The 18,227-nt window shown below is 65.9% G+C and carries 18 protein-coding genes; 10 read left to right on the top strand and 8 right to left on the bottom strand.

The genetic code is table 11. From position 1 onward, the window contains the following. The first annotated feature begins 72 nt into the window (after nucleotides 1-72). The 3 genes from ispH to rnhA are packed head-to-tail and all read left to right on the top strand — an operon-like array spanning nucleotide 73 to nucleotide 2,468. Nucleotides 73-1,044 (top strand): 4-hydroxy-3-methylbut-2-enyl diphosphate reductase, encoded by a 972-nt coding sequence (ispH, locus tag GRI89_RS00750; RefSeq protein ID WP_159791356.1) that lies wholly within the window; start codon nucleotides 73-75, stop codon nucleotides 1,042-1,044. Beyond that, nucleotides 1,044-2,015, top strand: a complete 972-nt coding sequence (thrB, locus tag GRI89_RS00755) for a homoserine kinase (RefSeq protein WP_159791357.1) — start codon at nucleotides 1,044-1,046, stop codon at nucleotides 2,013-2,015. The genes ispH and thrB overlap by 1 nt, the downstream gene beginning before the upstream one ends. 15 nt (nucleotides 2,016-2,030) lie before the next feature. Further along, a complete protein-coding gene (rnhA, locus tag GRI89_RS00760) occupies nucleotides 2,031-2,468 on the top strand; it encodes a ribonuclease HI (protein ID WP_159791358.1) in 438 nt (145 codons plus the stop codon). Between the two features lie 3 nt (nucleotides 2,469-2,471). Here rnhA and GRI89_RS00765 read toward each other — a convergent pair whose 3' ends face one another. Genes GRI89_RS00765 through GRI89_RS00775 form a run of 3 tightly spaced genes read right to left on the bottom strand, consistent with a single transcriptional unit; the run spans nucleotide 2,472 to nucleotide 4,744 of the window. Continuing rightward, nucleotides 2,472-2,654, bottom strand: coding sequence for a YegP family protein (locus GRI89_RS00765; protein ID WP_159791359.1), 183 nt, complete (start codon nucleotides 2,652-2,654; stop codon nucleotides 2,472-2,474). Between the two features lie 57 nt (nucleotides 2,655-2,711). Next, nucleotides 2,712-3,809 (bottom strand): NAD(P)/FAD-dependent oxidoreductase, encoded by a 1,098-nt coding sequence (locus GRI89_RS00770; RefSeq protein ID WP_159791360.1) that lies wholly within the window; start codon nucleotides 3,807-3,809, stop codon nucleotides 2,712-2,714. Next, nucleotides 3,806-4,744, bottom strand: a complete 939-nt coding sequence (locus tag GRI89_RS00775; protein ID WP_328598013.1) for an alpha/beta hydrolase — start codon at nucleotides 4,742-4,744, stop codon at nucleotides 3,806-3,808. The genes GRI89_RS00770 and GRI89_RS00775 overlap by 4 nt, the downstream gene beginning before the upstream one ends. A 93-nt stretch (nucleotides 4,745-4,837) precedes the next feature. Here GRI89_RS00775 and GRI89_RS00780 point away from each other — a divergent pair, with 93 nt between their 5' ends. The 7 genes from GRI89_RS00780 (at nucleotide 4,838) to GRI89_RS00810 (ending at nucleotide 12,142) form a co-directional block, all read left to right on the top strand. Continuing rightward, the gene (locus tag GRI89_RS00780) at nucleotides 4,838-5,344 is read left to right on the top strand and encodes an A24 family peptidase (protein ID WP_159791446.1); all 507 of its coding nucleotides are present in this window, start codon (nucleotides 4,838-4,840) and stop codon (nucleotides 5,342-5,344) included. A gap of 74 nt (nucleotides 5,345-5,418) precedes the next feature. After that, complete coding sequence (cpaB, locus tag GRI89_RS00785) at nucleotides 5,419-6,507, top strand: Flp pilus assembly protein CpaB (RefSeq protein WP_159791361.1); 1,089 nt, start codon at nucleotides 5,419-5,421, stop codon at nucleotides 6,505-6,507. A gap of 67 nt (nucleotides 6,508-6,574) precedes the next feature. After that, the gene (locus GRI89_RS00790) at nucleotides 6,575-8,128 is read left to right on the top strand and encodes a type II and III secretion system protein family protein (protein ID WP_159791362.1); all 1,554 of its coding nucleotides are present in this window, start codon (nucleotides 6,575-6,577) and stop codon (nucleotides 8,126-8,128) included. Nucleotides 8,129-8,142: 14 nt separating this feature from the next. After that, nucleotides 8,143-8,799: a CpaD family pilus assembly protein gene (locus tag GRI89_RS00795; RefSeq protein ID WP_159791363.1), complete on the top strand. Its 657-nt coding sequence runs from the start codon at nucleotides 8,143-8,145 to the stop codon at nucleotides 8,797-8,799. Between the two features lies 1 nt (nucleotide 8,800). After that, nucleotides 8,801-10,093 (top strand): AAA family ATPase, encoded by a 1,293-nt coding sequence (locus GRI89_RS00800; RefSeq protein WP_159791364.1) that lies wholly within the window; start codon nucleotides 8,801-8,803, stop codon nucleotides 10,091-10,093. A 44-nt stretch (nucleotides 10,094-10,137) separates the two neighbouring features. Further along, complete coding sequence (locus GRI89_RS00805; protein WP_159791365.1) at nucleotides 10,138-11,109, top strand: type II secretion system F family protein; 972 nt, start codon at nucleotides 10,138-10,140, stop codon at nucleotides 11,107-11,109. Nucleotides 11,110-11,128: 19 nt separating this feature from the next. Next, nucleotides 11,129-12,142: a type II secretion system F family protein gene (locus GRI89_RS00810; protein ID WP_159791366.1), complete on the top strand. Its 1,014-nt coding sequence runs from the start codon at nucleotides 11,129-11,131 to the stop codon at nucleotides 12,140-12,142. Nucleotides 12,143-12,229: 87 nt separating this feature from the next. On the opposite strand, the gene GRI89_RS00815 is transcribed toward GRI89_RS00810, so the two are convergent. The 5 genes from GRI89_RS00815 to clpB form a co-directional block, all read right to left on the bottom strand. Next, nucleotides 12,230-12,718: a MarR family winged helix-turn-helix transcriptional regulator gene (locus GRI89_RS00815; RefSeq protein WP_159791367.1), complete on the bottom strand. Its 489-nt coding sequence runs from the start codon at nucleotides 12,716-12,718 to the stop codon at nucleotides 12,230-12,232. Between the two features lie 72 nt (nucleotides 12,719-12,790). Next, nucleotides 12,791-13,660, bottom strand: coding sequence for an S-methyl-5'-thioadenosine phosphorylase (gene mtnP / locus GRI89_RS00820; RefSeq protein ID WP_159791368.1), 870 nt, complete (start codon nucleotides 13,658-13,660; stop codon nucleotides 12,791-12,793). Between the two features lie 135 nt (nucleotides 13,661-13,795). After that, a complete protein-coding gene (locus tag GRI89_RS00825) occupies nucleotides 13,796-14,578 on the bottom strand; it encodes an SDR family oxidoreductase (protein WP_159791369.1) in 783 nt (260 codons plus the stop codon). Nucleotides 14,579-15,109: 531 nt separating this feature from the next. Then, nucleotides 15,110-15,502 (bottom strand): GFA family protein, encoded by a 393-nt coding sequence (locus GRI89_RS00830; protein WP_159791370.1) that lies wholly within the window; start codon nucleotides 15,500-15,502, stop codon nucleotides 15,110-15,112. A 13-nt stretch (nucleotides 15,503-15,515) separates the two neighbouring features. After that, nucleotides 15,516-18,095, bottom strand: coding sequence for an ATP-dependent chaperone ClpB (clpB, locus tag GRI89_RS00835; RefSeq protein WP_159791371.1), 2,580 nt, complete (start codon nucleotides 18,093-18,095; stop codon nucleotides 15,516-15,518). Nucleotides 18,096-18,227: the final 132 nt, after the last annotated feature.

Genomic DNA, 18,227 nt, shown 5'->3' on the forward strand with positions numbered 1-18,227 from the left:
ACTGTCCTCGTCAGAATTTCGTAGGCGCCCTAGCCCTTTCGCCGCGGCGGCACAACGGCTAGAGGCCGCAAGATGAACGCCCCATTTCAAGAAGCCAATCCCTCAGCGCCCAAGTTGCCGCTTACCGTGCTGATCGCTGCGCCGCGCGGCTTTTGCGCTGGTGTCGACCGAGCGATCGAAATCGTCGAACGCGCGCTCTCGCGCTACGGCAGCCCGGTCTATGTCCGCCATGAAATCGTCCACAACAAGTTCGTGGTCGACGGGCTCAAGGCCAAGGGCGCGGTGTTCGTGGAGGAATTGGACGAAGTGCCCGACGGCGTGCCGGTGGTCTTCAGCGCGCACGGAGTACCGAAATCGGTTCCGGCCGAAGCGGAGGATCGCGGCCTCGAATACCTCGATGCGACCTGCCCGCTGGTCAGCAAGGTCCACCGCCAGGCCGAACGCCAGATCGAAGCCGGGCGGCACATCGTGTTCATAGGTCACAAAGGCCATCCCGAAGTGATCGGGACCTTTGGCCAGGTGCCCGAGGGCTCGATGACGCTCGTCGAGACGGTGGAAGACGTCGCTGCGCTCGACATCGCGCTTGAAACCCCGCTCGCCTTCCTGACCCAGACGACGCTGTCGGTGGACGACACGGCCAAGGTCGTCGAAGCGCTCTCCATCAAGTTCCCCAACATCGTCGGCCCGAAGGCGGAAGACATCTGCTACGCGACGTCGAACCGGCAGGCGGCGGTCAAGCAGATCGCCCCGGGCAGCGACCTCGTGCTGGTGATCGGCGCTCCCAATTCCTCAAATTCGCTCCGCCTCGTCGAGGTTGCCGAGCGTTGCGGCACCACGGCCCGGCTGATCCAGCGGGCTTCGGACATCGAGCCGGCCTGGCTCGAAGGGGTGGGGACGATCGGCGTTACCGCCGGGGCTTCGGCACCCGAAATGCTCGTCCGCGAAGTCGTCGACAAGCTCGACGAATGGCGCGAGGTGGAAGAGCACACGCTGGTCACGGCCGAAGAAAAGATGGTCTTCAAGCTGCCGCGCCAACTCGCCTGATGGCGGTCTACACGCATCTGTCGGCCGAGACCCTCGCCGCGCTGATTGCCGAATACGACGTAGGTGAGCTGCAGTCGGCCAAGGGCATTGCCGAGGGCGTCTCCAACTCCAACTGGCTGGTCGAAACTACCCGCGACCGGTTCATCCTGACGATGTACGAAGAGCGGGTCGATACGCGCCACCTGCCGTTCTACCTCGGTCTCCTCGACCACCTTGCCGCCAAGGGAGCGCCGGTGCCGCGCACGATCCACGATCGTGACGGAAACCTGTTTCGCACAGTCGAAGGCAAGGCCGTTGCGCTTATCGAGTTCCTGCCGGGCGTTTCGGTCGGCGCGCCGACGGTGGCACAGGCGGCCAGCGTCGGCCGGTCGCTCGCTGAGATTCACCTCGCCGTGGCCGATTTCCCGCAGCGGAGCGAACAGACCATGGGCCTCGCAAAGTGGGACCAACTGATCCACCAATGCGGCGAAGAGGCCCTCGCGGAAATCGACCCTTCGCTGGCCGACACCGTGTTCTCCGAGCTGTCGTGGCTTGCCGGAAACTGGCCGGGCGGACTGCCGCACGGAGTGGTCCATTGCGACCTGTTTCCCGATAACGTGCTGATGCTCGGCGACAAGGTCACCGGCCTGATCGACTTCTACTTCGCGGCGACGGATTTCTTCGCCTACGACCTCGCGGTGACGCACGCCGCCTGGTGCTTTGCCGACCATGGCCGGACCTTCCGCCCGCGCATCTCCTCCGCACTGCTCGAGGGCTACGAGGCGGTACGCCCGCTCGATCGCCACGAACGTGCAGAGCTGCCGGTCCTGTCGCGTGGCGCCTGCATGCGGTTTATCTCGAGCCGCGCCTACGACTGGCTCAATACACCCGTCGGCGCGTTGGTGACCCGCAAGGACCCGATGGATTTCGTGCGGCGGCTGGAGTTCTACCGGTCCGAGGCCACCAGGGTATTCAACAGCGATGCCGATTGAGGCACTGAGTCGGCGATGAAGTCAGTCGAAATTTTCACCGACGGGGCGTGCAAGGGCAACCCCGGCCCCGGAGGCTGGGGCGCGATCCTGCGGCGAGGCGCGCACGAGAAAGAACTGTCAGGCGGCGAAGCGGCGACCACCAACAACCGCATGGAGATGACCGCGGTGATCCGCGCGCTCGAAGCGCTGAAGGAGCCGTGCGATGTCAACCTGCATTCGGACAGCCGTTATGTCATCGACGGCATGACCCAGTGGATCGCCGGCTGGCAGCGCCGGGGCTGGATCAGCGCCAGCAAGAAGCCGGTGCTCAACGCCGACCTGTGGCAGGAAATGCTCGACGCCGCGGCGCCGCACCGGATCAGGTGGATCTGGGTGAAAGGCCACGCTGGCCACCCGGAGAACGAGCGGGCGGATCGCCTGGCCAGCGCTGCGGCGGAAGCTGTGGCGGGCTAACGCTCAGCTGACGGAATTGTCTTCGACCGCTGCATCGGGCCCGTTCGACTTGATCGAATCTATGGCGTTCTGCGCGTTCGCCTTGGTCGTGTAACCCTCGGTCGAGAAGATGACTTCCGAGTTGTACTTGAAGCGGACGCGAAATTCCCCGGCGTTGTCCGTGTAGATCTCGAACATGTGGGCCATGCGGATTCTCCTTCGATGCCTCGCTCGCACCTAGCCTATTGGCAGGGCGAAGATTGGCTAAGCGAACCGGCCAGGCCGATAGAGCGCTGCGTCGAGTCGTTCGGTCATGCCATCGGCCGGCAGTCCAAGCAGGAGCTGGGCTCCGAGTCGCGCGGCTGCGGGCGCTGTCTGGATTCCGAATCCGCCCTGGCCGGCGAACCAGAAGAACCCGGACACCTGCGGGTCGTAACCGTAAACCGGCAGCCGATCTGGCGCGAAGCTGCGCAAGCCTGCCCACTTGTGCTCGAGCGCCTCAACGCGCCAGTCGACCACGTCCTCGAAGCGGTCGATCGCCTCGGCGACGTCGAGTTCTTCGGGCGCGGCGTCGCACGGCTCGCTCGGCGTCTCGTCATGCGGGCTGAGCCAGAGCCGGCCGTTCTCGGGCTTGAAGTAGAAGCGGCCGCGGATGTCGAGCACGAGCGGCAAGTCGTCCGGCGGCGGCGGGGCCGTGCGGAGTTGAAGCACAGTGCGGCGTAGCGGCTGGATGCCGAGTGGGCGGGCACCGGCCATACGGGCGACCGGATCCGCCCACGCGCCGGCGGCATCGACCAGTACCCCGGCGCGCACCTCGCTGCCATCGGCCAGCGCGAGATGCCAGAGCTCGTTCGACCGCTCGGCTCTCTCAAGCCGGGCGGAACATTGCACCACGGCGTCGCGCGCGCGCGCGCGCGACAGGTAATGCTGGTGCAGCGCCGCAACGTCGATGTCGGCGCAGGCCTGTTCGCGGATGGCATGGTCCCAGCCGGGGCGGATGCCGGGCACGCATTGCTCGAGAAGGGTGCGATTGAAGCGCTCGATCGTAACGCCTGAACCGTCGAAACTGTCCATGAACGCATCGATTTCCGCACCATCTTCATTTCGTCCGACATAGAGCGCGCCGCGGTCGCGCAGCAGGCCGAGCTCGCGCAGGTAAGGGCCGGAAGTGAGCGTCAGGGGAACGACATCGGGGCCGCCGTAGCATTCCTCCCAGAACGCGGCCGAGCGTCCCGTGGCGTGGTAGCCCGGCTGGGCTTCGGATTCGAGAATCGCGACGCTGGCATGGGGCGCTAGTTCGGCGGCGATGCTGGCGCCGGCCATCCCGGCCCCGACAACCACGATGTCGAAGTGCCGCGTCATGTCGGCGAAACGGTGTCGAGGAATGCGTCGATAGCTGCAACGGCGCGGTCGCGCACGGGGTCGGCTTCCCGCAGCAACTCGTGATAGGCCTCGGGTCCGAACGATACCAGCTTGCCGTGGGGCAGGCGGGCGGCGATCCGGCGAATGGCGGGATAGCTGACGAGACGGTCATGTTCGGCTGCGATGAGCAGGGTCGGGGTCCGGACCGCCTCGATCACGCCCGGCCGCTGCAGGTAGAGGATCGAGCGCAGCGCGGCGCGCACCCAGCCCCAGCTTCCCGGACCCATGACCAGCTCTGGCCGGGCGGCTCGCCACCACGACTCATCGGCATACCGCTCCGTGTCATGAGTCAGCAGCAGGGCACGTCCGGTCGGCAATTCGCCGGGCTTCTCGCTCCACTTCCAGCCCGGTCGCCGCGGATCGCCGAGCCTGCACATGAGGTCGGCGAGGGCCAGCTTCAGGCGGGTCGGGAGAAAGTTGGGCAGGAAGCCGACCATAGGCGCGGACAGCACCAGTGCATCCGGCGCGACAGCGCCTTCGGCAACAGCGCGCAGCACAAGGTGGCCGCCCATCGAATGCCCGGCGAGGACGTGCGGACCGGCGTTCTCCCGGCTCCATTCCCGCCACAGGGCGGCGAGGTCGGTGGTCCATGTGGCGAAATCGTCGATATGCCCGGTGACCGGATCGGAGCCGAGCCGGCCCGATCCCGCCTGCCCGCGCCAGTCCGCGGCGGTGACCGCCCAGCCCTGCCGGTTCCAGTGGTCGAGCGTCTCGAGATACTTCTCGTAGGCATCGCCGCGGCCGGGCATGAACAGGATGCTGCCGCGCGCCTTGGCCGGGGCCGGCCAGTCGATACGGCGAAGTACGTAGCCGTCGGGCGTTTGCCATTTGCTCTCGCGGGCGGCTGGCGGAATTGCGCGGCGATCGAAATCCACGCTCTCCGCCTTGTTTCGTTGGCTAATGCCAGCCTCCTGCCCGTGGTTACTTTTTGGTAAGCCCTGATCGCTAGCACTGATGCTCGGGAATACATGGGGGCATCGGTGTTGGACGATCCGTTCAAATATGGACTGCTGGCAGGCTTGGCAATCGCACTGCTGATTGCCGCCTTCACCGACCTGCGCTCGCGCCAGATCGGCAACTGGCTCAATGCCGGCATCGCCCTGGCCGCTCCGCTGTTCTGGTGGGCGAGCGATCTTTCGCTGTGGCCCGATGTCGCACTCCAGGTCGGGGTTGCGCTGGCCGCCTTCGTCGTTCTTGCCGGACTCTTCGCCATGGGTGCGATGGGCGGCGGCGACGTCAAGCTTCTCGCCGCGCTGGCGCTTTGGATCGAGCCGACCTGGTTCCTGAAGCTGCTGGTGGTGATGGCGCTGCTCGGCGGGGTGCTGACCGTGTTCTTCGCGGCATGGCACATGATCCGCGGCAGCAAGGAACGTCTCGCTATTCCATACGGCGTGGCGATCGCATGTGCCGGCCTGTGGGTCATTTCGGCCCAATACTGGCCCGCGAATTCAACCGTGACCGGAGGTCTCGGGTGAACCTGATTTTAACCACTTACGACGTATTCGACGTCAATCTTAACACGATTTCCATCAAGGGGGCTTGACGCACCATGGACAGGAAGAAGCTGGTTCTGCTGCTCGGGGCGCTGATCATTGCGATCGGCACCGCCATGGCAGCCCGGAGCATGTTCGCTGGCGCGTCCGCGCCGCAAGCCGAGGCCGCGCCGGCCGAGCCGCAGGGGCCGAAGGTCCTTGTCTCGAAGCGCGCGCTGCCGGTCGGCACCATCATCACCGCCGACGCCATCGGCTACCAGCTGTGGCCGCAGGAACTGGTGCAGGACGCCTACTTCATCGACGGCGAAGCCGACATGAGCAAGCTGCTCGGCACCGTGGTGCGCCACCCGATCACGGCCGGTGAGCCGGTGACCCAGGGCTCGCTGGTGAGCCCGGGCGACCGTGGCTTCCTCGCTGCGGCGCTTGGCCCGGGCATGCGTGCCGTGACCGTTCCGGTGTCCGAAAAGACCGGCGTCGGCGGCTTCATCTTCCCGGGCGACCATGTCGACCTGATGCTGACGCAGACGATCAACGGTGTCGAAGGTCAGAGCCTCAACGCGGCGGAGACAATTCTCCACAACCTGCGTGTGCTCGCCACCGACCAGTCGACCGAGACCACCACCACCGAAGACGGCAAGACCATCGTCAAGGCCTTCCGCACGGTGACCCTCGAAGCCACGCCGAAGATCGCCGAGAAGATCGCGGTTGCCCAGACGATCGGTACGCTGAGCATGTCGCTCCGCTCAATCGCCGACAACCAGAGCGAACTCGACCTGGCGATTGCCAACGGCGACGTCGACGTGCCGGACGGCGTGTCGAAGGATGAGGAAGATCGCCTGCTGCGCACCGCGGTTGCTTCCAAGCAGGACGGCACCACCACCTTCGTGACCGGCGGCGACGTCTCGCGCTTCCAGCGCAAGTCGATGCCTGCCGTGACCGTGCCGCAGGTCGCTGCTCCGGGTTCGCCCCAGCCGGCCGGCGCGCCGGCCAGGCCGAACGGCCCGGTCGTCCGCGTGACGCGCGGTTCCGCTGCAACCACCGTCGAGTCCGTCGACAAGGGTGCGGGCCAGCTTAAGGATCGCCAGACGGCGGCCATGGGCTCAGCAGCCGGTACCGTCGGCGTCGGCGTGACGACGCTCAGGTGATCCGATGAGCAACGCAACCAATCTCAAGAGCAACGCTACCTGCGTGTTCCAATCGAGGGGCAAAACAATGAAGAGTCGCCTTCTCAAGTCTGCGCTGATCGCCGCGAGTGCGCTGGCGCCGCTGTCCGGCATCCCCGTCGTACCGGCCGAAGCACAGTCGATCGCCGCGCCGGCCCAGTCGATCGTCATCTCGATCGGCCGCGGCCAGCTGGTGACGGTGCCTGGCACCATGGCGGACGTCTTCGTCGCCAACGACGCGGTCGCCGACGTGCAGGTCAAGTCGCAGCGCCAGCTCTATGTCTTCGGCAAGTCCGGCGGCGAAACCACGGTCTATGCCAGCAACAGCGCCGGCGACATCGTCTGGTCGGCCAACGTCCGCGTCGGCTCGAACCTCGACAGCATCGACCAGATGCTGACGCTGGCGATGCCCGAAGCAAAGATCAGCGTCGCGACGATGGGCACCAACACCGTGCTGCTGACCGGCACGGTCGCCGCTCCTGAAGATGCAGCCGAGGCCGAACGCCTCGTCTCCGCCTTCGTCGGCGACACGACCAACGTCATCTCGCGCCTGAAGACGGCGACGCCGCTGCAGGTCAACCTGCGCGTCCGCTTCGCCGAAGTGAGCCGCTCGCTGGTTCGCTCGCTCGGCGTCAACCTGGCGACGGTAGATGCGACCAGCGGGTTCAAGTTTGGCGTCGGCCAGGGCCGCGGCAACTGGCTGCCGCAATGGACGCCGGGAGGCCCGCTGGGCGTCGGCGTCACCGAGGGACCCGACGGCGGCACGGTCGTCAACAACATCAGTCCGGGTACGACGTTTGGCGGCTTCGGACGCCTGCTCGGCCTCGACCTCGCCTCGGCGCTCGACCTTGCCGAGCGTGACGGCCTGGTGACCACACTGTCGCAGCCGAACCTGACCGCGCTGTCCGGCGAAACCGCCGAGTTCCTTGCCGGCGGCGAATTCCCGATACCGCTCAGCCAGGGCCTCGGCACGACGACCGTCGAGTACAAGAAATACGGTGTCAGCCTCGCCTACACCCCGACGGTGCTCAGCAACGGACGTATCTCGATCCGCGTGCGTCCGGAAGTGTCCGAGCTCTCGAGCCAGGGCGCGGTGACGCTCAACGGCTTCCAGATCCCGGCGCTGACCATCCGCCGCGCGGAAACGACCGTGGAACTCGGCTCCGGCCAGAGCTTCATGATCGCTGGGCTGCTGAACAACAACGCCCAGAACACGATCGACAAGGCGCCGGGCGTCGGCGACCTGCCGATCCTGGGCAACCTGTTCAGGTCGACCCAGTTCCAGAAGGGCCAGACCGAGCTGGTCATCGTTGTCACCCCGTACCTGGTGAACCCGGTCGACGACAGCGAGATCCACCTGCCGACCGACGGCTTCCGCGCGCCGGATGCCGGTCAGCAGTTCCTGCTCAACAAGGAAAACAACGGCGTGACCGGCGGCCAGCGTCCAATGCCGCGGGCCGCGGGCGAGCCCGCTCCGCCGCCGGCCGTCAGCGTCGACGACCAGGTGACGGCTCCGCGTCAGGCCGACGACGCCGATCGCCGCAACGAAGTGAAAGACGAAAAGCGTGCCGAGGCGGCCTCGCCCGGCTTCAGCTTCCAGTGAGAAAGGTGAAGACGATGTCTATCGCAACGAACAAGGCGCTGACGACCGCGCTCGCTCTCTCGCTGGGACTGGCGACCGGCGCCTGCGCCACCAACGGCGCGCCGAAGAACTACTCGCTCGACAGCGTCAACCAGCCGGTCATCGAACGCGCCAACTATGCGCTCGACCTGACTGCCAATTCGACCGGCCTGCCGGTGACCGAGCAGGGCCGCCTGATCGACTGGTTCGACTCGCTGGGCCTCGGCTACGGCGATCGGGTGTCGATCGACGACCCGATGTCGAGCGTCGCGGTTCATGATGCCGTCGCCAAGCTCGCCGGCCGCTACGGCCTACTGGTCAGCGCCGGGGCCCCGGTCACCGAGGGCTATGTCGATCCGGGCAAAGTCCGCGTGGTCGTCACGCGCAGCCACGCTGCCGTGCCGAACTGCCCCAACTGGGACGACAAGCTCGCCGATTATGGCGACAACGCCACGCACTCCGGCTTCGGCTGTGCCGTCAACGGCAACATCGCCGCGATGATCGCCGATCCCGAGCACCTGCTGCACGGGGCGTCTGGCACTGGCGAAACTGTCGTGATGAGCTCGAGCAAGGCCATCAAGACCTATCGTGAAGCCAAGCCGACCGGTGCGGACGGCCTGCCCGCAGTGTCCTCGCAGGAAGGGGGTAAGTAAGATGAATGCGCCTTGGAAACCCGGTGTTGCTGGCAACCGCGACCCCTTCGCCGCCTTCATCTGCGACGAATCCGCGCTGGACGTCCTGCGTCCGGTCGTGATCGAACTGGGCTGGGCGCCTGAAAAGTGCGCCAAGGGCGGCCTGCGCAATGCGGTGCAATCCCTGTCGATTGCCGCGAGCCCGGCGATCCTGATGGTCGACCTGTCGGAAAGCGGTGACCCGCTCAACGACATCAACGCCCTGGCCGAGGTCTGCGAACCCGGCACGGTGGTGATCGCGGTCGGCCAGGTCAACGATGTGCGCCTCTATCGCGACCTGCTCGCCAGCGGCATTCACGACTACCTGCTCAAACCGCTTTCGTCGGGGCAGGTGCGCGATTCGCTGAACCAGGCCCAGGCGGTGTTCGCCGCGCCGCGCGGCGGCGAGGGCGAGACCCACAAGCCGCACGTATCGACGGCCATCGTCGGCACGCGTGGCGGCGTCGGCGCCTCGACCCTCGCGACCTCGCTCGCCTGGCTGTTCAGCACCGATCACAAGCGCCCGACCGCGCTGCTCGACCTCGACGTCCACTTTGGCACCGGGGCGCTCAGCCTCGATCTCGAGCCGGGCCGCGGCCTGACCGACGCGATCGAGAGCCCGAGCCGCATCGACGGCCTGTTCATCGAACGCGCCATGATCCGAGCCAACGACAACCTCGCGATCCTGTCCGCCGAAGCGCCGATCAACTCGCCGCTGATGACCGACGGCAGTGCTTTCTTGCAGCTTGAGGAGGAGTTTCGCCAGGCTTTCGAGAGCACGGTCGTCGATCTCCCGCGCAACATGCTGATCAACTATCCACAGCTGCTGCAGGAAGTGAACGTCGTGACGCTGGTCACCGAGATGACCCTGGCTTCGGCCCGCGACACGATCCGCATCCTGTCGTGGCTCAAGACCAATGCTCCTTCGGTGGCGCCGATCGTCGTCGCCAACAAGGTGCAGGCCGGTGCTGCCGAGATCAGCAAGGCGGATTTCGAAGCCTCGATCGAACGCAAGATCGACTTCGTGATCCCCTACGACCAGAAGGCCGCGGTCAACGCCGCCAAGCTCGGCCAGACCTTCGTCGATGCCAACCGCTCGACCAAGGCCGGCTCGGTGATCCGCGACATCGGCAAGGCGATCCTCGGCAAGGGCGAGGAAAGCGCTGATAACGAAGAAGCGGCCAGCGGCAATTCGTCGCTGCTCGGCAAGTTCGATATCAAGTCGCTGCTGAGCAAGAAGCCCAAGGCAATGTCGCAGGTCGAACCGGCCGAATAAGGCCGGTTCACCACCCTGGGGCAAGCGAAAGGCGATAGCGAGTTATGAGCATCTTCCAGATTGTACTGGTGGCCGCCGGGATCATGGGACTGCTGATCATCGGCAGCATCGCGTTCACCGGCAAGTCGCCGGCCAAGGAGGCGCAGCGGCGTCTCCAGAGCGTACGCTATCGCCATTCGGAAAGCACCAACGCCAAGGTCGAATCGCAGCTCAAGAAGGCGATCGCCGCGCGCAAGCCGAAGATGCACCGGGTCGCCGGTTCGGGCTCGCGCTCGGAGGCCCTCGCCATGAGGCTCGAGCGGACCGGGCGCGGCTGGACGCTGACCCACTACATGTATGCCTCGGCCGGGCTCGCCGTGGTCGTGACGCTGGTCCTGTTCTTCAAGACCGGCGCGCCGCTGCTCGCGCTCGGCGTCGGCATCCTTGCCGGTGCCGGCTTGCCGCACATGGTCGTCAACTCGATGATCAAGCGCCGGCTCAACGCCTTCAACACCAAGTTCCCCGACGGCATCGAACTGCTCGTCCGCGGCCTGCGCTCGGGCCTTCCGGTGACCGAGACTCTCAACGTCGTCGCGCAGGAAATCCCGGGTCCGGTGGGCCAGGAATTCAAGGGCGTGGTCGAACGGATCAAGATCGGCCGGACGATGGAAGAGTCGCTGCAGGAAACCGCCGACCGCCTCGGGACGCCGGAGTTCCAGTTCTTCGTCATCACGCTGGCGATCCAGCGCGAGACCGGCGGTAACCTGGCCGAAACGCTGTCCAACCTCGCCGACGTGCTGCGCAAGCGCGCGCAGATGAAGCTCAAGATCCGCGCGATGAGCTCGGAATCGAAGGCTTCCGCCTACATCGTCGGCGCGCTGCCGTTCATCGTGTTCACACTGATCTACTGGATCAACCCGAGCTACATCGGCGGGTTCTTCACCGAAGATCGCCTGATCGTCGCCGGCCTCGGCGGCCTGGTGTGGATGAGCATCGGCGGCTTCATCATGGCCAAGATGGTCAGCTTCGAAATCTGAGCAGGGAGCTTACGACAACATGATTACTCCCGCTCAAGGCCCGACCCTCCTCGGCGTCGACGTCGTCCTCGTCGGCACGATCCTCGCCGGAATTGCGGCGGCGGCGATGATGTTCGCCGTCTACGCCGCGGTCACCGTCAAGGACCCGATGGCGAAGCGCGTGAAGTCGCTCAATGCGCGGCGCGAAGAGCTCAAGTCGGGCATCATCACGGCGAAGGCGAAGAAGCGCCAGAGCCTGGTCAAGCGCACCGAGACGACCGACAAGGTCAAGGACACCCTGCAGAACATGAAGGTCCTGCAGGACAGCCAGGTCAAGATCATCCAGCAGAAGATGGCCCAGGCCGGCTTCCGCAACAAGGAATTCGCGGTCGTCGTCATCTTCCTGCGCATGATCCTTCCGATCGTGCTGGGCTTCATCGGCGTCGTCGTGCTGTACTGGACCGACACCTTCCCCGACTGGGGCAGCTTCAAGCGCTTCGGCGCCTTCGCTGCGCTCGTCGTGGCGGGCTACAAGGGGCCCGAACTGTACCTCAAGAACAAGGCCGGCAAGCGCACCAACGAAGTGCGCAAGGGCCTGCCGGACGCACTCGACCTCCTGGTCATCTGCGCCGAGGCCGGTCTCACCGTCGACGCCGCGTTCAACCGCGTCGCCAAGGAACTGGGTCGCGCCTATCCGGAACTGGGTGACGAGTTCGCGCTGACCGCGATCGAGCTCTCGTTCCTCACCGAACGGCGCCAGGCGTTCGAGAACCTCGCCTACCGTGTCGACCTCGATGCGGTGCGCGGCGTGGTCACTACCATGATCCAGACCGAGCGCTACGGTACTCCGCTCGCTTCGGCGCTGCGCGTGCTTTCGGCCGAATTCCGTAACGAGCGCATGATGCGCGCCGAGGAAAAGGCCGCGCGCCTGCCGGCGATCATGACCGTGCCGCTGATCCTGTTCATCCTGCCGGTGCTGTTCATCGTCATTCTCGGCCCGGCGGCCTGCTCGATCAGCGACGCCTTCTCGGGTGGCGGCCCGGGCAAGAACTGACCTCCCGGTTCCTGCGGGCACCGCCACAAGAAAAGCCCCGCCGGCGCAAACCGGCGGGGCCTTTTTCATTCCGGAGGTGGGGCTGAGCTAGTCGGGCGCGCCGAGACCGTAATCGGCGCCGTCGAACGATTCGCTGTCGAGCTCCTCGGCTTCGGCAAGGACCCGGACGAGGAGCGAGCGGAAGGTGTCCACCTCATCCTCGCTGAACCGGGCGAACAGGTGGCGCTCCATGTCAAGCGCCAGCGGCATGATCTGGCTGTGCATCTCGACCCCTTCGGGGGTGAGTTTGAGCAGGTGCGAGCGGCCGTCGCTGGCATTGGGTTCGCGCACTACCAGCTGGCGTTCTTCGAGCACCTTGCAAGCGCGATTCACCGCCACCTTGTCCATCAAGGTCAACCGGGTCAGGTCGCGCTGGGTCAGGCCGCCGGCATCGCCGAGCACGGCCATCACGCGCCATTCCGGGATGCTGAGTCCGAAGCGGCTGCGGTATTCCTGCGAAATGCGGCCGCTGACCGCGTTCGAGGTGACCGAGAGGCGATAGGGCAGGAAATCGCTGAGGCGAGTAGATTGTTTCATAGAAAACCAGTTTCTCGCAAATTCCTCGGAATTTGCAAGCTTAGGAGAAGTTTACCCGCTGAAACTTGCGGATTATTGCGCCAGCATCCGCGCCATTATTGCATCGAGGCGGACTAGCCGCGCCGCCAGCCAGTGATCCCGCGGAGTGACGATGGCACTGTCGAGCGCGGTTTCGATCGCCACCGGTACGCGTTCCGGTGGCAGTGCGGTCGCTAGCGCTATGAGGGTCTGGCGCGCCAGCGCGGCGTTCTGCTTCATCACCGCGAGGATTTCGTCGACCTCGACCCCGGCTTCCTCGTCGCGCCAGGCGTCGTAGTCGGTGACCATGCCGAGAATGGCGTAGGGAAGCTCCGCCTCGCGGGCGAGCCGCGCTTCGGGCATCGCGGTCATGCCGATCACGTCGCCGCCCCAATCGCGAAACATCCGGCTTTCGGCGCGGGTCGAGAACTGCGGGCCTTCGATGGCGACATAAGTCCCGCCGCGATGGACCGGCGCTCCGGCCGCCTCGGCGGCGCGCGCGGCAAGATCGGACAGCCGGGCGCAAACCGGGTCGGCAAGGCTGACGTGCGCCACCAGCCCCTCGCCGAAAAAGCTGCGCTCGCGCCCCACCGTGCGGTCGATGAACTGGTCGCAGGCGACGAAAGTGCCTGGCGCCAACTCCTCGCGCAGCGAGCCGATGGCGCTGATCGCCAGCACGTCGGTCACCCCGCAGCGCTTCAGCGCGTCGATGTTGGCGCGGTAGTTGACCTCGCCCGGGGACAGCCTGTGCCCCTCGCCATGGCGAGCGATGAAGCTGAACTTGACGTCGCCGATCCGGCCTGTCGTCACCGGCGAGCTCGGCGTGCCGAAAGCGCTGCCCACCGAAATGACCTGCGAATCCTCGAGCGCGCCCGGCTCGTAAAGCCCGGACCCCCCGATGATGCCGATGTGCCAACCGGGCATGCGGCTAATCCCCATTTCGTTTCGTCATTGCGAGCGAAGCGAAGCAAGCCAGAGCGCAGCACGAAACCGCTCTGGATTGCTTCGTCGCTTCGCCCCTCGCAATGACGAGGACTGGAGAATGGTATTTGCCGCCGCTCACTTTGGCGCCATGCGGATACCGCCGTCGAGCCGGACGCTCTCGCCGTTGAAGTAGCCGGTTTCGAGCATGAACATCACCAGCCCGGCGTATTCTTCCGGGTGGCCGAGCCGCTTGGGAAACGGCACCGCGGCGGCCAGCGACTGTTGCGCCTTCTCGGGCAGACCGGCGAGCAACGGGGTGGCGAAAATGCCCGGCTGGATCGAGTTGATGCGGATGCCTTCCTGCATGAAGTCGCGCGCGATCGGCAGGGTCATGCCCTTCACCGCGGCCTTGCTGGCGGCATAGGCGACCTGCCCGATCTGGCCGTCGTCCGCGGCGACCGAGGAGGTGCAGACCATCGCCCCGCGCTCGCCGTCCTCGAGCCCGTCGAGCGTCATCATCCCCGCAGCCGACTTGGCGACGCACTGGAAGGTGCCGACGAGGTTGACCTTGATGGTCTTGAGGAAAAGATCGACCCTCAGGTGCGAAATTTCGCCGCTGTCGCGGTCGCGGCGCACGGTCTTGCCGATCGTGCCGATCCCGGCGCAGCACACCAACACCCGCTCCTGGCCATGCGCGGCGCGGGCCTTGGCGAAGCCGGCATCGACCGACGCTTCGTCCGACACGTCGACCTGACAAAAGGTCCCGCCGATTTCGCCCGCTACCATTTCCCCGCGCTCGGCGTTGAGGTCGAAGATTGCCACCCTGGCACCCTTGGCCGCCAGCGCCCGCGCGCTCGCTTCGCCGAGGCCCGATGCTCCTCCGGTAACGACGGCGGCAATGGTGTTGTCGATCTTCATGGGATGCGTCTCCTGTACCTTGCGCCGCCGCTTAGCGGCAAGCGGCAAGACCCGCCAGAGGGAGGCCGCAAAGTTGGCGGACACGACAGGCTCGATCGAGAGGAAGGCCCTCGCCAAACAGAAGCAGGCCGGCCTTTGGGGGGGGAGGCCGGCCTGCAACCGCCGAAGTTGTCGGCGATGCCGGAGCTGCGTCTTCGGCACCTCATGTCGGAGTTCGCGTCGCGCTTGGTGGTTTCCCGACGCGAGCGCCGTTCGGACGGGGGAGGCTTGCCGATTCCAGCGGTTCAAGGATGCACCTCGCGGTGATGGGAACAAGCTGTCCATTTGGGCAAACCAAGTCGGACTGGACAGAAAGCTCGTCCTTTACCGAAAGTCGTTAACCTGCCCGAAAGGACAGGTAGCGCGGCCATATGGCCCACGGTAGTCAAATCATGCGACCCGAAGGGCAAATACGGCGACCCTTTTTGCCCGTTACTAAGTGGCCTCCGCCTCGGCGGAGGCCCTTTTTTTGGCGGGTTTCCGCCAGATTGCTCAACCCTCCTCGCGCCCCTCTCCGTCACGGTCGCGCGGGTAGCGGTGGGCGAGGTCGAACGGCGGCAGCCATGACTCTCGGCGGTCGGTCCAGATTTCGTAGGTCGGAACGAAGCCGTCGGGCGCATCGAGCGTGCCGAGGTGGACTTCGACCTCGTCGCCGCTGATCGCGAAGACCGACGAGCCGCATTGAGGGCAGAAATGCCGCCCGTTCCAGTCGCGCGTCTCTCCGCAGATGGTCACTGCGCCCTCGGGAAAGATCGCCCCGGCATAGAACAGTGCGCCATGGTGCTTGCGGCAGTCCATGCAGTGGCACAGGCCGACGCGGTAGGGCTCGCCCACCGCCTCGATTCGCACGGCGCCGCACTGGCAGCCGCCGGTCGCCTTTTCCATCGCTTGCCTCCCGTCAGGCGACTTCGATCTTCAGTTCGCCGTCGCCCTCGTCGATCTTCAACGTGCTGCCGTCAGGCACCTCGCCGGCGAGGATCTTCTCTGCAAGCGGATCCTGCAGGTAGCGCTGCACGGCACGCTTCAGCGGCCGGGCACCATAGACCGGGTCGTACCCCACGCGGGCGAGCCATTTGCGCGCGCCCCCGGTCAGGTCGAGTTCGATCTTGCGGTCCCTGAGCAGCTTCTGCACCCGGGCGATCTGGATATCGACGATCGGACCCATGTTGTCCGCGCTGAGGCGGTGGAACAGGATGATCTCGTCGAGCCGGTTGAGGAACTCGGGCCGGAAGTGCCCGCGCACGACCTCCATCACCTGCAGCTCGACGCTCTCGACGTCCTGCCCCTCATCCAGGCTGGCCAGGTGCTGGCTGCCGAGGTTGCTGGTGAGGATGATCAGCGTGTTCGAGAAATCGACCACACGGCCTTGTCCGTCGGTCAGGCGCCCGTCGTCGAGCACCTGGAGCAGGACGTTGAAGACGTCGGGGTGGGCCTTTTCGACCTCGTCGAACAGCACGACCTGGTAGGGCCGGCGCCGCACCGCCTCGGTCAGCACGCCGCCTTCCTCGTAGCCGACGTAGCCCGGGGGCGCGCCGATCAGCCGGGCGACCGCGTGCTTCTCCATGAACTCGCTCATGTCGATGCGGACCATCGCGGAATCGTCGTCGAACAGGAACCCGGCGAGCGCCTTGGTCAGTTCGGTCTTGCCCACGCCGGTCGGACCGAGAAACAGGAACGAGCCGAGCGGCCGGTTCGGATCCTGCAGGCCCGCGCGGGCGCGGCGCACGGCCTTGGAGACGGCGGTGACCGCCTGCTCCTGCCCGATCACGCGCTTGCCGATCATCTGCTCCATCTGCAGCAGCTTCTCGCGCTCGCCTTCCATCATCTTGTCGACCGGAATGCCGGTCCACTTGCTGACCACGCCGGCGATGTCGTCCTCGGTCACTTCCTCGCGCAGGAGGGCGTTTTCCGAAGCGCCTTCGGCGGCAGCGAGCTGCTTTTCGAGTTCGGGAATCCTGCCGTACTGCAGCTCACCCGCCTTCGCGAGATCGCCTGTTCGCTGCGCCTGTTCCAGCTCGATTCGCGCTGCATCAAGCGCTTCTTTCACCTTCGCTTCGCCCGCGATCTTGTCGCGTTCGTTCTGCCAGCGGGTGGTCAGTTCGCCCGATTGCTGCTCGAGGTTGGCGAGCTCCTCGCGCAGCGCGGCAAGGCGATCCTTGCTCGCCTGATCCTTCTCCTTGCCGAGCGCCTGCTCCTCGATCTTGAGCTGGATGATGCGCCGGTCGAGGCCCTCGATTTCCTCGGGCTTGGACTCGACTTCCATGCGGATGCGGCTCGCCGCCTCGTCCATCAGGTCGATGGCCTTGTCAGGCAGGAAGCGGTCGGTGATGTAGCGATTGGAGAGCTGCGCGGCGGCGACAATCGCACCGTCGGTGATGCGCACGCCGTGGTGCAGCTCGTACTTTTCCTTGAGCCCGCGCAGGATACTGATCGTATCCTCCACGGTCGGCTCGGCAACGAACACCGGCTGGAAGCGGCGCTGCAGTGCGGCGTCCTTCTCGACGTACTTTTGGTACTCGTCGAGCGTGGTCGCGCCGATGCAGTGCAGCTCGCCGCGGGCCAGCGCGGGCTTGAGCAGGTTGCCGGCGTCCATCGAACCTTCGCTGGCGCCCGCCCCGATCAGGGTGTGCATCTCGTCGATGAACAGGATGATGTGGCCCTCGGCGCCCTTGACCTCGTCGAGCACGGCCTTGAGCCGCTCCTCGAACTCGCCGCGGTACTTCGCCCCGGCGATCAGCGCGCCCATGTCGAGCGCCATCAGCGCGCGGTCCTTGAGGGAGTCGGGCACGTCGCCGTTGGCGATGCGCAGCGCGAGGCCTTCGGCGATCGCGGTCTTGCCGGTGCCGGGCTCGCCGATCACGACCGGGTTGTTCTTGGTCCTGCGGGCGAGGATCTGGATAACGCGGCGGATTTCCTCGTCGCGGCCGATGACCGGGTCGAGCTTGCCGTCGCGCGCCGCCTGGGTGAGATCGCGGGCGTACTTCTTCATCGCGTCGTAGGCGTTCTCGGCGCTGGCGCTGTCGGCGGTGCGGCCGCCGCGCAGGTCGTTGATCGCGGTGTTGAGCGCCTCTGGCGTGGCGCCGGCGTTCTTGAGCGCCTGGCCCGCCGGGTTGGTCTTGACCATGGCCAGCGCGATCAGCAGCCGCTCGACGGTGACGTAGCTGTCGCCGGCCTTCTCGGCGATCTTCTCGGCCTGGTCGAGCAGGCGGACAGTGTCGTTGTCGAGGCCGGGTGTGGCCTGCGCGCCCGAGCCCGAGACCGCGGCGATCTTGGCCAGTGCGGCGTCGACGTCGGCGACAGCCTTCGCTGGGTCGCCCCCGGCGCGCTTGATCAGGCCCGCAGCCATGCCTTCCTTGTCCTCGAGCAACGCCTTGAGCAGATGCTCGGGGGTGATCCGCTGGTGGTTCATGCGGATCGCAACCGTCTGTGCCGACTGCAGGAAGCCCTTGGCCCGGTCGGTGAACTTTTCGAGATTCATGTAATGCCCCTCAATTCCTTTCCCGGCACAGATAGTGTGACATTTATGCAACTCAAGAGGTCGCGCGTCACCCGGTGTGTTAGCGGCATATAGGGGTCGATTTCACCCCTGACAGTGTTTCAGGTCAAATTT

Source organism: Croceibacterium salegens, from assembly GCF_009827435.1.
GTDB lineage: Bacteria > Pseudomonadota > Alphaproteobacteria > Sphingomonadales > Sphingomonadaceae > Croceibacterium_B > Croceibacterium_B salegens.

Bases quoted from the DNA above. Each gene is read 5' to 3' on its own strand.
- ispH (WP_159791356.1), top strand. From the start codon at position 73: ATGAACGCCCCATTTCAAGAAGCCAATCCCTCAGCGCCCAAGTTGCCG.
- thrB (WP_159791357.1), top strand. From the start codon at position 1,044: ATGGCGGTCTACACGCATCTGTCGGCCGAGACCCTCGCCGCGCTGATT.
- rnhA (WP_159791358.1), top strand. From the start codon at position 2,031: ATGAAGTCAGTCGAAATTTTCACCGACGGGGCGTGCAAGGGCAACCCC.
- GRI89_RS00765 (WP_159791359.1), bottom strand. From the start codon at position 2,654: ATGGCCCACATGTTCGAGATCTACACGGACAACGCCGGGGAATTTCGC.
- GRI89_RS00770 (WP_159791360.1), bottom strand. From the start codon at position 3,809: ATGACGCGGCACTTCGACATCGTGGTTGTCGGGGCCGGGATGGCCGGC.
- GRI89_RS00780 (WP_159791446.1), top strand. From the start codon at position 4,838: ATGGGGGCATCGGTGTTGGACGATCCGTTCAAATATGGACTGCTGGCA.
- cpaB (WP_159791361.1), top strand. From the start codon at position 5,419: ATGGACAGGAAGAAGCTGGTTCTGCTGCTCGGGGCGCTGATCATTGCG.
- GRI89_RS00790 (WP_159791362.1), top strand. From the start codon at position 6,575: ATGAAGAGTCGCCTTCTCAAGTCTGCGCTGATCGCCGCGAGTGCGCTG.
- GRI89_RS00795 (WP_159791363.1), top strand. From the start codon at position 8,143: ATGTCTATCGCAACGAACAAGGCGCTGACGACCGCGCTCGCTCTCTCG.
- GRI89_RS00800 (WP_159791364.1), top strand. From the start codon at position 8,801: ATGAATGCGCCTTGGAAACCCGGTGTTGCTGGCAACCGCGACCCCTTC.
- GRI89_RS00805 (WP_159791365.1), top strand. From the start codon at position 10,138: ATGAGCATCTTCCAGATTGTACTGGTGGCCGCCGGGATCATGGGACTG.
- GRI89_RS00810 (WP_159791366.1), top strand. From the start codon at position 11,129: ATGATTACTCCCGCTCAAGGCCCGACCCTCCTCGGCGTCGACGTCGTC.
- GRI89_RS00815 (WP_159791367.1), bottom strand. From the start codon at position 12,718: ATGAAACAATCTACTCGCCTCAGCGATTTCCTGCCCTATCGCCTCTCG.
- mtnP (WP_159791368.1), bottom strand. From the start codon at position 13,660: ATGCCCGGTTGGCACATCGGCATCATCGGGGGGTCCGGGCTTTACGAG.
- GRI89_RS00825 (WP_159791369.1), bottom strand. From the start codon at position 14,578: ATGAAGATCGACAACACCATTGCCGCCGTCGTTACCGGAGGAGCATCG.
- GRI89_RS00830 (WP_159791370.1), bottom strand. From the start codon at position 15,502: ATGGAAAAGGCGACCGGCGGCTGCCAGTGCGGCGCCGTGCGAATCGAG.
- clpB (WP_159791371.1), bottom strand. From the start codon at position 18,095: ATGAATCTCGAAAAGTTCACCGACCGGGCCAAGGGCTTCCTGCAGTCG.